Source organism: Paenibacillus sp. FSL F4-0087 (assembly GCF_038020215.1).
Lineage (GTDB): Bacteria > Bacillota > Bacilli > Paenibacillales > Paenibacillaceae > Paenibacillus > Paenibacillus taichungensis.
Genome location: NZ_JBBODJ010000001.1, coordinates 660,483 through 674,156 on the forward strand (window position 1 = coordinate 660,483; position 13,674 = coordinate 674,156).

Annotated in this window: 13 protein-coding genes; 2 read left to right on the forward strand and 11 right to left on the reverse strand. The window is 45.5% G+C overall.

Features of this window, described 5'->3' with window-relative positions; genetic code table 11:
• The first annotated feature begins 199 nt into the window (after window positions 1-199).
• A complete protein-coding gene (locus MHB84_RS03065; RefSeq protein WP_076289783.1) occupies window positions 200-1,759 on the forward strand; it encodes a histidine kinase N-terminal 7TM domain-containing diguanylate cyclase in 1,560 nt (519 codons plus the stop codon).
• A 226-nt stretch (window positions 1,760-1,985) separates the two neighbouring features.
• Here MHB84_RS03065 and MHB84_RS03070 read toward each other — a convergent pair whose 3' ends face one another.
• The 4 genes from MHB84_RS03070 to citZ all read right to left on the reverse strand — a co-directional run bounded on the left by MHB84_RS03070 (window position 1,986) and on the right by citZ (window position 6,056).
• Window positions 1,986-2,411, reverse strand: coding sequence for a hypothetical protein (locus tag MHB84_RS03070; RefSeq protein ID WP_099854726.1), 426 nt, complete (start codon window positions 2,409-2,411; stop codon window positions 1,986-1,988).
• A 138-nt stretch (window positions 2,412-2,549) separates the two neighbouring features.
• A complete protein-coding gene (gene mdh / locus MHB84_RS03075; protein ID WP_076289784.1) occupies window positions 2,550-3,491 on the reverse strand; it encodes a malate dehydrogenase in 942 nt (313 codons plus the stop codon).
• Between the two features lie 15 nt (window positions 3,492-3,506).
• Window positions 3,507-4,799, reverse strand: a complete 1,293-nt coding sequence (icd, locus tag MHB84_RS03080; protein ID WP_062329572.1) for an NADP-dependent isocitrate dehydrogenase — start codon at window positions 4,797-4,799, stop codon at window positions 3,507-3,509.
• Between the two features lie 144 nt (window positions 4,800-4,943).
• On the reverse strand, window positions 4,944-6,056 hold the full coding sequence (citZ, locus tag MHB84_RS03085) for a citrate synthase (protein WP_076289785.1): 1,113 nt from the start codon (window positions 6,054-6,056) through the stop codon (window positions 4,944-4,946).
• Window positions 6,057-6,534: 478 nt separating this feature from the next.
• Here citZ and ytvI point away from each other — a divergent pair, with 478 nt between their 5' ends.
• Window positions 6,535-7,653, forward strand: coding sequence for a sporulation integral membrane protein YtvI (ytvI, locus tag MHB84_RS03090; RefSeq protein ID WP_076289786.1), 1,119 nt, complete (start codon window positions 6,535-6,537; stop codon window positions 7,651-7,653).
• 111 nt (window positions 7,654-7,764) lie between these two features.
• Here the strand turns inward: ytvI and MHB84_RS03095 are convergent, their stop codons facing one another.
• The 7 genes from MHB84_RS03095 to MHB84_RS03125 form a co-directional block, all read right to left on the reverse strand.
• Window positions 7,765-8,166 carry an FxsA family protein gene (locus tag MHB84_RS03095; RefSeq protein ID WP_076289787.1) on the reverse strand — a complete coding sequence of 134 codons (402 nt, stop codon included), beginning with the start codon at window positions 8,164-8,166 and terminating at the stop codon, window positions 7,765-7,767.
• A 6-nt stretch (window positions 8,167-8,172) separates the two neighbouring features.
• Window positions 8,173-8,679, reverse strand: a complete 507-nt coding sequence (locus MHB84_RS03100) for an acyl-CoA thioesterase (protein WP_076289788.1) — start codon at window positions 8,677-8,679, stop codon at window positions 8,173-8,175.
• Between the two features lie 130 nt (window positions 8,680-8,809).
• Window positions 8,810-10,237, reverse strand: a complete 1,428-nt coding sequence (pyk, locus tag MHB84_RS03105) for a pyruvate kinase (RefSeq protein ID WP_063568089.1) — start codon at window positions 10,235-10,237, stop codon at window positions 8,810-8,812.
• Window positions 10,238-10,342: 105 nt separating this feature from the next.
• Window positions 10,343-11,374, reverse strand: a complete 1,032-nt coding sequence (locus tag MHB84_RS03110; protein WP_076289789.1) for an acetyl-CoA carboxylase carboxyltransferase subunit alpha — start codon at window positions 11,372-11,374, stop codon at window positions 10,343-10,345.
• Complete coding sequence (gene accD / locus MHB84_RS03115; RefSeq protein WP_053783533.1) at window positions 11,375-12,268, reverse strand: acetyl-CoA carboxylase, carboxyltransferase subunit beta; 894 nt, start codon at window positions 12,266-12,268, stop codon at window positions 11,375-11,377.
• A 406-nt stretch (window positions 12,269-12,674) separates the two neighbouring features.
• On the reverse strand, window positions 12,675-12,863 hold the full coding sequence (locus MHB84_RS03120; protein WP_017689496.1) for a hypothetical protein: 189 nt from the start codon (window positions 12,861-12,863) through the stop codon (window positions 12,675-12,677).
• A 285-nt stretch (window positions 12,864-13,148) separates the two neighbouring features.
• On the reverse strand, window positions 13,149-13,640 hold the full coding sequence (locus MHB84_RS03125) for a phosphatidylglycerophosphatase A family protein (RefSeq protein ID WP_024629130.1): 492 nt from the start codon (window positions 13,638-13,640) through the stop codon (window positions 13,149-13,151).
• Window positions 13,641-13,674: the final 34 nt, after the last annotated feature.

The window sequence follows — 13,674 nt, forward strand, 5'->3', positions numbered from 1 at the left end:
AATTCGATCTATATTTCCATACATTCGAAATTTTTTCGAAATTGACCGATTCACCACCCAAATTGTATTCCTATGCCGTAGGGGCTGATGTACAATGTACAGTATACAGATAAGCTTTAAACAGCATTAATTCAGTTTGAATGAGACTGTCGTACTTCCAACTTAGCAAATATTCTGATCTAATATGGAGACCTAACCCATGGAATCGCACATTAATTCTTATATAACACTTGTAACTACTTCAGCTGTGCTGAATGTTTTTCTGTGTTTATATACTTATGTTAGAAGAGCAGAAATCCCAAGTTCGAAGATATTCATTCTCTATACAGCAGCTCTGTCTGTTTACACCTTCGGATACGCGATTGAACTCGCCAGCAATACACTGGAGCAGATGAAATTCTGGACGGTCGTCGAATACATCGGCATGCCTTTCTCCGCCTCTCTTGGACTGATGCTCATGATGCAATACACAGGTAAGAAGTTATCCAAAAAAGCTTCTGCGGCGCTGTTTGTAATCCCTTCCATTACCTTGTTCATGGTCGCAACAAATGATTTTCATCATCTTTTCTATAAAAGAGTATGGCTAAGAGAAGACAGTCCCGTCCCTCTAATGGATATTGCCATAGGGCAATGGTACGTTGTTCATGGTGCATTCACCTTTTCCTGTCTGCTATGTGCCTGCCTTATTCTCGTCGGACAATGGAAACATACCAAAAAGATGTATCGTCGTCAGTTACTCACACTGATCACTTCACAACTTATTCCTATGGTAGCGGCCTTTGTGTATTTGCTTGGTCTGACCCCAGGTGGTATGGACCCGGTTCCGGTTCTCATGTGCATTACATCCGCAATGTACATCTGGGCCATTCTATCATCCCGACTGCTAACCATCGTACCTATTGCCAAAGATAGTATCTTTGAGAGCATGCGTGAAGGCGTTATTGTGCTGGATAGTTCCAATCGTCTCGTCGATTACAACAAATCTCTGCGTGATATGCTTCCAGAGCTTGATTTCAGCATGGTGGGTCAACATTTGAACGATATATGGCTGTCCCTTGCCGGCGAGACCTTTCCAGTAGAATATGGCCGAGAAGGTCTGCAAACCGATTTGTACTGGCAATTGAGCGGAGAGACCGTCTGTTATCAAGTAAGGACCTCTTATGTTTATAACAAAGAAGGACAGGCCGTTGGCACTCTGATTATGCTGATTGATATTACAGAGCAACGTTTCCTTCAGGAACAACTGAAACAAATGGCTTACTTTGATGGTCTCACCAAAATTTATAACCGTACGCAGTTCCTACTTAGAGGTCGAGAGATACTGAGCGAAGCCCAGCTTAATCTGCGGCCTGCAGCCTTTATATTATTTGACATTGATTTTTTCAAACGAATTAACGACACCTATGGACATGACGTTGGCGATCAGGCGATCATTCATGTGGTCTCTGTATGTAATCGTTATCTGAATTCGGAGATGTTGTTTGCACGTTATGGAGGAGAAGAGTTTGTTATCGCGGTACCCAATGCCTCCCTCCAAGACGGTGAGCAGCTTGCTGAGAAGTTACGCGTGGCTTTGTTGAATGACCCGCTGGAGGTACAAGGTACTCGTATTCCACTGACTTCAAGCTTTGGAGTGGCGCAATATAATGGAGGGTCCGATTCTCTGGAATCCTTACTGCGTGATGCCGATACAGCACTATATGAATCCAAGCGTAACGGTCGTAACACCGTATTTGCCCACGCTGTGAGCCTGAGTTAACTAAATGTAGAGTAAACAAAGTGAACCCATACATGCCGCAGTTCAACACCACACACCTTGCTTCTTATCAGACATTTTGCCAAACCAAGCGAACAAAAATAGACAGCCTCTGGGCTGTCTATTTTACTACGATTCAAGATTTCACTTTCTTATTCAGCTTGTCCCAACGTTAGAAGTGCAAACGTTTTAAGTTAAGCTCGCCAATAAAACTTGTTCGCAGCAGTTATTAGATTACCTGGTTGTTTACCATCAGATATACCATAATGAGCAGGAATACGGCCAGTAATGTGCTGAACGTACGAATCTTGCTCTGCTCTGCACTGACGTCACGATTGCTTTTCACAGCCTCTGCTGCCAACCGTAGCGGTTTCCCCATAATGCCACCAATTGCTGCGATAGCCAGCAACAATACCACTACTACGCCCATCCACACATAGGAATAGTCACCCTTGGTCATCAAGTAACCACCCGTAAGAAGCTGAATCACAAGTCCGTACTGTGCGATACGGTTCAATGAACGGAGCGATGCAAATGCTCCCTCTTGAGCGGCGACACTCAAGGTCCGGATTTTGCCAACTACGAATGGCAAGATCAGATAGAAGCCCATCGCCAGTGCTCCAATAATATGGAGCAAATACATAATCATTGTCAAAATGTCCATCCTCCTCAAAAATTTCATTCAGTGTGCTATACATCACATCTCATTATACTGGGGAACTTATCCAAAGAAAAGAAAACCTCCGATTGATCCGGAGGTTTTCTGTCTGTTCCTGTCAAAAAAATTTCAAACTTACAGGTTTACTACTGAAATGACGTTACGAACCGAATCCGCAGATTTGTCTAGTCCCGCTTTTTCTTCAGCAGTCAGTTCCAGTTCAAATATTTTTTCGATTCCGTTACCACCCAGAACGGTTGGCACACCAAGGAACAAGTCGTTGTAGCCATATTCCCCTTCAAGGTAAGCAATAACCGGAATGATTCGTTTTTTGTCTTTCAAAATGGCTTCAGTCATTTGCACCAATGAAGCTGCTGGTGCATAATATGCGCTGCCATTTCCAAGCAGGTTCACGATCTCACCGCCGCCAACACGTGTGCGTTGTACGATGGCTTCAATGCGATCTGCCGGGATGAGGGTATCGATTGGAATCCCGCCAACGCTGGAATAACGAACGAGTGGTACCATATCGTCTCCGTGCCCGCCAAGAACGAATCCACGGACGTCTTCAACCGATACATTCAGCTCTTGTGCAATGAATGTACAATAACGTGCAGTATCCAGTACACCGGACTGACCGATTACGCGGTTTTTAGGAAAACCAAGCGTCTGATAAGCTGCATATGTCATTGCATCTACCGGGTTGCTTAGAATAATGACGATGGAATCAGGGCAATATTTTTTCACATTTTCACAAACAGACTTCACGATTCCTGCATTCGTGTTGACCAGATCATCACGGCTCATACCCGGTTTACGGGCAATACCTGCCGTAATAATAACAATCTCCGAACCTGCAGTATCCTCGTAGTTGGAAGTACCGACGATATTGCTGTCGAAGCCCTGAACAGGACTAGCTTCCCACATGTCGAGCGCTTTACCTTTAGTCGGGTTTTCCAGTTGTGGAATATCAACCAGAATTACATCCCCGAGTTCTTTTTGGGCAAGCATCAAAGCCGTTGTAGCTCCGGTAAATCCGGCGCCGACTACTGTGATTTTTTTGCGCTGAATAGTCACGATTCACATCTCCCCTTACAGGTTTTTAATGATTTGATCAGCAAATTCAGAACATTTCACTTCAGTAGCGCCGTCCATCAGACGTGCAAAGTCATAAGTTACTGTTTTGTTGTTGATGGAAGTTTCCATACCTTTGTAGATCAGGTTAGCTGCTTCTTGCCATCCCAGGTGCTCAAGCAACATAACGCCGGACAGAATAACGGAACCAGGGTTCACGACATCTTTGTCTGCATATTTAGGTGCAGTACCATGAGTAGCTTCGAAGATAGCATGTCCTGTTACATAGTTGATGTTCGCTCCTGGAGCGATACCAATTCCGCCAACTTGTGCAGCAAGTGCATCGGACAGATAGTCACCGTTCAGGTTCAACGTTGCGATTACATCGAACTCACCTGGACGAGTCAATACTTGTTGCAGAGCGATATCGGCAATAGCATCTTTCACGATGATTTTGCCAGCATCTTCAGCTGCTTTTTGAGCTGCATTAGCTGCATCCGTACCGTCTTTTTCTTTAATGATATCGTATTGTGCCCAAGTGAACACTTTATCAGCGAACTCTTCTTCAGCAACTTCATAACCCCAGTTTTTGAAGGCACCTTCTGTAAATTTCATGATATTACCTTTGTGTACCAATGTAACGCTCTTACGGTTGTGATCGATGGCATATTGTACTGCTGCACGTACCAAACGTTTGGAACCTTCAGAAGATACTGGCTTGATACCAATACCGGAAGTTTCAGGGAAGCGGATTTTGTTTGCTCCCATCTCCTGTTGCAGGAATTGGATTACTTTTTTCACTTCTTCGGAACCTTCTGCGTATTCAATACCCGCATAGATATCTTCCGTATTCTCACGGAAAATGACCATGTCTACCAGCTCAGGACGTTTAACCGGAGAAGGTACACCATCAAAATAACGAACAGGACGCAAGCAAGTGTACAGATCCAGTTCTTGACGAAGCGCTACGTTCAGGGAACGAATTCCGCCGCCGATAGGTGTAGTCAGTGGTCCTTTAATCGCTACGATATACTCGCGAATGGCTTCAAGCGTATCGTTTGGCAGCCACTCCCCGTATGTATTGAATGCTTTCTCGCCAGCAAACACTTCGTACCATGCGATTTTTTTGTTGCCGTCATATGCTTTTTCAACAGCTGCATCCAATACACGTTTGGAAGCTTTCCAGATGTCACGGCCTGTACCGTCACCTTCGATAAATGGAATGATCGGGTTATTAGGTACTTGCAGTGTACCGTTATCAATTTGAATTTTTTCGCCTTCAGTTGGGTGAGCAAATTTTTCTAATTTCATTAGTATAATTCCTCCTTGGGTTTCGTAGATGCAGTATGATAACATACCGCTTGTCTTGTTGGAGGAAGGGTTATGAACAGGCTGACCGTATTAGCCAACAGGTTATACCCTTCATCCTTTTTTATTATACTGGTTTTGATGCCATTAGCGAAGTTCGATTGAAACGTACTTCTGATCTGTTGGGCCTGTGTACTCGGCGCGCGGACGAATAATACGGTTATCCGCAAGTTGTTCCAGAATATGAGCAGTCCAACCTGATACACGGCTAATCGCAAAGATTGGTGTAAACAGTACCTCTTCAATACCCAATTGGGTGTATACGGAAGCGGAATAGAAATCTACATTTGGTTTCAGACCTTTTTGTCCTGTTACCAGTTCTTCGATCTTCACCGACATTTCGTACAGGCGTGTATCGTTGTTCATTTCTCCCAGTTCCTTGGACATCTTTTGCAGATGTTTTGCACGTGGGTCTCCATTTTTGTATACACGGTGTCCAAAGCCCATGATCTTCTCACGGTTGTTCAATTTTTCTTGAATAGCCGCCTCCAGACGATCAGGTGTACCAATCTCATTCAGCATTTTCATAACGGCTTCATTTGCACCGCCATGCAATGGTCCCTTCAATGCGCCAATCGCAGAAGTTACTCCCGAATAGATGTCGGACAGCGTAGCTACTGTTACACGTGCTGCAAATGTAGAAGCGTTCAACTCGTGATCCGCATGCAGGACAAGCGCTTGATCAAGGGCTTTAACAGCAGTCTCGGCTGGTTGTTCTCCAGTCATCATATATAAAAAGTTTTCTGCGATGGAAGCGCCTTCTTTTGGGGCCACAGGTTCTTTGCCCTGACGGATACGGGCTATGGCTGCCACAATGGTTGGCAACTGCGCTTGCAGCTTAACCGCTTTGTTCTCATTCGCTTCCGCTGTCATCTCGTCAGCCTGCTCATCGTACAGAGCCAGTGCGGATACTGCGGAACGCAGTGCTGCCATGGTACTCATGTTTTTCGGATACAATTGGATTTGTGCAATCAACTCGCTCGGAATCGGCGCGTAATCGCTCAGGCTTTTGCGAAGGGATTTCAGTTCATCCGTAGTTGGCAATTTACCAAACCACAGTAAATAGGCAACTTCTTCAAAGCTTGCATGTTCTGCCAGATCGTCAATATCGTAACCACGGTATGTAAGCACACCGTCTACAATGGAGCTGATCGAAGAGGTTGTTGCAACGATGCCTTCCAGACCTTTGGTAGCTGTCATATTACATCTCTCCTTTAATAAACGAAATCAAGAACCCATCCAGAGTGTCATCTACGTGCTCAAACGCACTCGTCCTTCTTTTGTAACCATTTACATTTTAAAATTAATAAATACCTCAATATCCGGTTTTCATATCTGTCAATCGGTATTTCCTTATCTCATCATACTGGATTTTGTCGTTTATGTGAACATGATGCGAGGTCATCCGCACATCAAACTTCTTTATCAGACCGATAAAGCATTTTTGAAAACCTTTACAAAAACAAGGTTGACATTTTATTCTTTTTATATAAATCCGTGCTATAAATCAAGTTTTCATTGCTATATTTTGTGAACATGAGGCATACTCTAGGCAAAAGAAAAGATATAATTCGACGACATCCTGGCGTTTCAAATCAGTGTATTTGCTCTATATTAACTAGATAGCTTCCTGTGCTTCCCTCATGGTAGCTTGAAATGGAATAAGGAGAGTTGATGCTTGGATAGAATCATAATGAAACGCCTGTTGCGCGGCTTATGGGTGATTATCGCGACCATACTCATTGCCGTTGCCATATACCTGCTGTTCCCGCTGTTATATCCTTTTGCCATCGCCTGGATTATCGCCTATGCGATGAATCCTCTGGTGAAGTTGCTTCAATACAAGGCCCGATTTCCCCGCTGGCTGGCTGTAACCTTATCACTAATCATTTATTTCGGGGCCATTGTCGTCGTATTATCTGCCGCGGTAACCCGTATGGTCAAGGAAGTCATTTCACTAACGACGAGCTTCGACCTTCATGTCGATGAGATAAAAGCTACGTTCGTCCGCTGGACTCAGAATGATACGATTCAGAGTTTAATTGGACAGATTAATGAATTTTACAAAGAAAATCCCAATTATCAGGAGACCATTAACAGCAATATTAGCAAAACAACCGAAACGGTAGGTACAGCAGTAACGGATCTGGTCACCGGATTTTTCAACATGATCCTGAACCTGCTCACTTCTCTACCCAATATGGGAGCCGTATTAATCGTGGTCCTGCTGTCAACTTTCTTTATTAGCAAAAGTTGGACCAGACATAGCATTACCGTATCGGGCTGGGTGCCCTCTTCCATTCGCAAACCGATTACTGACATATGGAATGATCTCAAAAAAGCACTGTTCGGTTATGCACGAGCCCAGTTGATCATGATCTCCATCACCGCATTATTTGTCATGATCGGATTGCTTGTGCTCCAGGTTAAGTCTGCCTTCACAATTGCTTTACTCATCGGTCTGGTGGATCTGCTTCCTTATCTCGGCGTCGGCTTGGTGATGGTTCCCTGGGCCGCATACCTGCTTATGAATGGAGATCTCTACCTGGGGATCGGCATCAGTATTGTATATCTTATTGTGCTGATTGCCCGCCAAATCATTGAACCCAAAGTGCTTGCCAGCAGTGTTGGGTTGGACCCTCTCGCCACATTGGTTGGCATGTTCGTCGGATTGAAGCTATTTGGTGTACTCGGTTTGATCATCGGTCCTGTCAGCCTCGTTATCCTTGATGCATTCAATCGAGCGAACGTATTCCGTGATCTCCGAACATACATTATTAACGGACGTGTCCGATGAAATCATGATTTCTGTTTTCTGTTATCCGCATATCATCAAAATTAAAAAAGGCACCGCTCATCAGAACGAATCTGGTGGTGGGTGCCTTTCTTTAACTCGTGCTGGTGTATCCTATTTTTTCGGACCACGATAAAACTTAATACTTCCGTTTCTCATTTTTTTCTCCAGCCAGCCCAGGAAGAATAGACGGTATACTGAACGTGTTACTGGAAACAACAGTGTAAAACCGATCAGATCTGTGATAAATCCCGGAATCAACAGTAGGAAACCACCGACAAAAATAAATAGTCCATCTACCATTTTCCTTCCGGGCACCTTACCGCGCTCCATCTCGGATTTGGCATCAATAAGTACTTTTCGTCCTTCAAACTGCAACATTGCTATACCGATCAAGGACGTGAGAATCATGAGAAGCAGTGTCTTTCCGGCTCCAATCCAGTCACTCATAAGAATGAAACCAAACAGTTCAATCACCGGAATGATTAATAGCAGGGCCCACATCCATTTTCGCATTACGTATTACCCCTTTCCTGAAAGCCACACTTTCTCAAGCGCGCTGTAGAGCTCAGAAGCTGCCTTATCCAGCCTGACTGGCTTCCAGTCCCCATTGACCCATACATGCTGGGTAGAGCCTGTAACCAACCGTTCACCAGGAAGGGACTCCTCAGATGACCATACTCGTTGCCCAACGTCTATCTGCTCATTAAGGTCTGGAGTCATGCGCCTTATGTCATACTCATAGTTCAGTCGCAGACCACTAAATGCAGCAATACGGGTGAAAATGACAATGTCATCATCATACCGGGCAGGTTTATGATATTTCACATCCAGTCCGGTTACCGGAAGCAGTAACCCCTGTTCCTCCATTTTACGATATGTATACCCCATTTGGCGAATCATCTCGGTTCGACCGATTTCAAACCAATTCAAATAGTTAGCGTGATAGACAACACCCATCTGATCACTTTCTTGATAACGCACGCGAAGGCGTGCCGTGTACCAACTGCCATTGCTTTGTTGTTGCATGTTACAGGCCTCCTTCGATATACCAATGCTTACGTATCTAGCGGCGTTAAAGTGTCATAAAGATGGAAAAAAAGCAACGGGACGCAAACGCCCCATTGCTTCATTCCTGTTGCTTCTCGTCCAAACACAATTATGCGTTGTTTGGAATTTGGCTTACTTTGATCAGGTTAGTGGAACCCGAACGACCCAAAGGTACACCCGCTGTAATAACAACAAGGTCTCCTTCTTTTACAAGTCCGGATTTCACGCCGCCTTCAATTGCATTTTCAAACAAAGCGTCAGTGGAATCCACAAGTCTTCCTTTGACTGGTGTTACACCCCAAGCCAATGCAAGGCGACGGGAAGTTCTGTCTTCCGTTGTCACCGCGATGATTGGAGATTCTGGACGATATTTAGAAATCATGCGTGCTGTATGACCGGATTCAGTCGAAGTAATGATCGCTTTAGCGTTCAGATCTTGAGCTGACAGGGCAACAGATTGGCTGATTGCTTCAGTAACTGTTGTTTGTTGAGCAACACGTTGTTTCAGATACAGCTCTTGGTAAGGCAGAGCGGATTCTGCTTTTTCGGCAATACGGGACATTGTCAGAACGGATTCAACTGGGTATTTACCCGCAGCTGTTTCACCTGACAACATGATTGCATCTGTACCGTCAAAGATCGCATTAGCCACGTCACTTGCTTCTGCACGTGTTGGACGCGGGTTGCGTTGCATGGAATCCAACATTTGTGTAGCTGTGATAACCGGTTTGCCTGCAACGTTACATTTTTCGATCATGCGTTTTTGTACCAGTGGTACTTCTTCCGCAGGAATCTCTACACCCAGGTCTCCACGAGCAACCATCAGGCCATCGGACACTTCAAGGATTTCATCCAAGTTGTCCACACCTTGTTGGTTCTCAATTTTGGAGATGATTTGGATATGTCCGGCATTGTGTTTTTCAAGCAATTCACGAATCTCAAGGACGTCGCTTGCTTTACGAACAAAAGAAGCCGCGATGAAATCGACACCTTGTTCGATACCGAATACGATATCGTTGGCATCTTTTTCAGTGATACCCGGCAGAGAAATAGCAACTCCCGGAACGTTAACACCTTTTTTGCTTTTGATCGTACCACCGTTAACGATACGGCATTTGATTTCGGTGCCTTGCACTTCCACCACAGTCAGTCCGATCAGACCGTCGTCGATCAGAATTGTAGATCCCGGTTCAACATCACTCGGAAGATCTGCATACGTAATGGAAAGACGTTCTTTGGTGCCCAGAATTTCTTCTGTTGTCAAAGTGATGTACTCGTCTTGAACCAATTCGATAGGCTCCACTTCGAGTTTACCTGTCCGAATTTCCGGTCCTTTGGTGTCCAGCAAGATCGCTACTGTCTTGTTCAGCTCTTCGCACGCTTGGCGAATTGCTGTGATCCGTCCGCCGTGCTCATCGAAATCACCGTGGGAGAAGTTCAAACGGGCCACGTTCATACCGGCCATAATCAATTTTTTGGTATTTTCCAATGATTCACTGGATGGACCAATCGTACATACAATCTTTGTTTTGCGCATTTTGGGTTTCCTCCGATTTTAAAGGTCTATCTTTTTATCTCTTTTTCTTTTTCCAACTATTAAATTTACTATACTTTTGCTCATTTGTATAGGAAATTCGTCACATCATTCTGCATTTCCCGACAAATTACCTGCTGTATCGACTTCAACAGGCACTTGGGGAACTTCTATCTGCACTTCAGGTTCAAACGTGACTGATCCAATTTTACGGAATTTCTCATACCGATCCTGTTTCAATTGGTCACCACTCCATCCTTTCATCTCGTCCAGATGACGAACCAAAGCCTCGCTTATCGCAGCCGCAGATTCTTCATAATCCCGATGAGCACCGCCGCGTGGCTCAGGAATTATTTCTTCAATGACCTCCATCTCCAGAAGGTCTTTGGCCGTTATTTTCATCGCTTCGGCCGCCTGATCTGCCTTGGATGCATCTTTCCAAAGAATGGACGCAGCACCGTTCGGAGAGATCGCAGAGTAAATCGCATGCTCCAGCATCAACACACGATTACCCACAGCCATAGCTAGAGCCCCGCCGCTGCCTCCTTCGCCGATGACCACTATGATAACAGGCACCGAGAGCTTCGCCATTTCAAGCAGGTTACGGGCAATAGCTTCCGATTGACCTCTCTCTTCAGCAGTATTACCCGGATACGCCCCTTTAGTATCAACGAATGTAATAATTGGACGACCAAATTTGTTCGCTTGCTTCATCAGACGCAGCCCTTTTCGGAATCCTTCCGGATGTGCGCTCCCAAAAAAACGGGCGATATTATCTTTTGTATCTTTCCCCCGCTGTTGGCCGATAACCGTTACTGTTTTTCCGTTCAGCTTCGCCAGTCCGCCAACGACCGCAAGATCATCTCCGAACATGCGATCACCGTGCAACTCCATGAAATCGGTAAATATCAATTGGATCAGATCCAGTGCCGTCGGACGCTGCTGATGCCGCGCCAAATGCATTTTCTGGGCAGCCGTTATGCCGGAATAAATCTCTTCTTCGAGTCTATGATAACGTTCTTCCAGGCGGGCAATTTCATCGGTGAAGTCGATGCCTTTTTCCTGTCCAAACTGTACGAGCTCTTCGATCTTTTTGCGCATCTCAACCAGAGGCGCTTCATATGGCAACTCACCCGCCATTTAGACCCCTCCTTTTTCACTATGCATGTCTAGAAGCTTGCCAAGGGTGGCTCGAAGTTCTTTGCGATGGACCACCATGTCCAGCTGGCCGTGCTGCAAATTAAATTCTGCCGTCTGGAAATCATCAGGCAGTTTCTGACGGATTGTCTGCTCAATGACGATTCTACCGGCGAAGCCAAATACAGCTCCCGGCTCAGCAATGATAATATCACCAAGGCTCGCAAAACTGGCCGAAACTCCACCTGTCGTCGGATCGGTGATGACCGAAATATATAACCCACCCTGTTCATCCAAACGGGACAAAGCCGCGCTTGTTTTTGCCATTTGCATAAGGCTAAGAATACTCTCTTGCATCCGGGCACCCCCAGATGTTGAGAAAATGATCAAAGGCAAGCGTTTCTCTGTTGCATGCTCAATCGCACGAGTAATTTTCTCCCCTACTACCGAACCCATACTGCCTGTGAAGAAGTCGAAGCTCATGACAGCAACAACCACAGGCAAACCTTCTATGGTTCCCTCACCCGTAATGACAGCTTCCTTCAGTCCAGACTTCAGGCGCTGTTGTTCCAGTTTGTTGCTATATCCAGGGAAGTCGAGCGGATCAACCGAGATCATATCAGCGTCATGCTCCACAAACCCTTGCTCATCTAGAACCATGGCAATACGTTCCATTGCGTTCAACCGCATATGGTAACCGCAAGCCGGACATACTTTTAGGTTTTTTTCCAATTCCTTGCTATATTGAATCGTGCCGCATTTGCTGCACTTGTTCATAAGCCCTTCAGGTATTTCCCGTTTTGGACGTTCTCCAGCTTCCTGACCTTCGCCACGAAGCGCACGCTCGGAAGGTATGGTGGCGTACTTCCGTTTTTTTTGGAATATATCTTTGAACACAACTACACCTCTCCAGCCGTTGATTTGATGGCCGCAACCTGCAGTCCGTTGCATGTAGCAACTTCATCCGCGCGCTGCGGTAAACCGCTTACGACCCATACGCTGCCATGGGCCTTGTCCAGCATTCACAACAAAAAAATCCGCCGGTATAAGGCAAGGATCAGCGGCTTCTGTCAGCACGATTGATGTTACCTGCAATAACCGAAAGATTGTTGCGCCGATGTTTGAATCTGTCTTGGTAGGGTCTCTGGGAGCAATCTGGTCGGTCCTTGTCCTAACAAAAAAAGAAGGAAGGACAGCAGCATACAATACATGCAAGTCGATTCCTCACTCCGCTTACGCGGTCAGTCCCTTATGTACCATTGGTACTTCTTCATCTGCCAAGGCACGTCTGATATCGAATGAATCAGGAATGCAGAATCGAATTCAGCACTTCCTGAACCTCTTCCAATTCCCCTGAAGGGACGCGAATCTCAAATTGCTGCTTGGATAAACTGATGGGACGGGTCTGTACCAGAAAACCTTCTTCCGAAAGCTTGGTCTTAATCTTGTCCGCAACCTTTGCTGTCGGTGCAATGTAAATCACCGTCCACATGCCATGTCCGCCCCCTAAGCTAATGTTCAGAGCCCGTATATTGGACTAATGATAACATACCTCACTTTTTTTCTGCAAGGAAGGGTTCGGGACCTTTGGGGAGAAAACGAGATCTATAGAGACATTTGTCCCGCGAGGATAACAGATATGGTGATGCAATGATCCTAGGACTTTCCTTTTCAAAAAAGGGATTTCAGGCCGCTCAGGGCAGCAACAGCCACCCTGGATGACCTTCCATTGAACAAACAAAAGATACCAAATAAATGAAAACACAAATGAAGAAAATCAGATATCCGATGGATATTTCTTGGCTTTAATATTTTTGTGAGCAATTCGGGCAGAAGCAGCAGCGGCGAGCCCGGCAACCAGGTCGTCCAGAAAAACATGTATAGCTGGTCCTGCTTCATTCAGATCATGAATGACACCAATCTTTTCTTTATCCAGATAACCAAAACTGGTTAAACCGATCATACCATACACATGGGTAATGCCAAGAGCAAGAGTCTCGTCCACTCCATACAGGGATTCATCCGCCTCCATAATTGCCTGCAAAGGTTGCGGCAAAAGGCGTTTCTCAGCAAGCTCGTCGAGGGCTATACCTGTGTATAGCGTATATTGCACCTCACGTTTCTGCAGTACCGATTTTACACTCGTGACACAGTCATCCATAGTCAGTTCCGGGTGGTACCCTTTTTGCAGACGATATACAATTTCCGCGATTGCATCAATCTGTACACCCCGCCGGGCCAGCATGGCTTCTACGATTTCATATGACATATCTCGACCTCCCGCATCGCTCCCCCGAGGACCC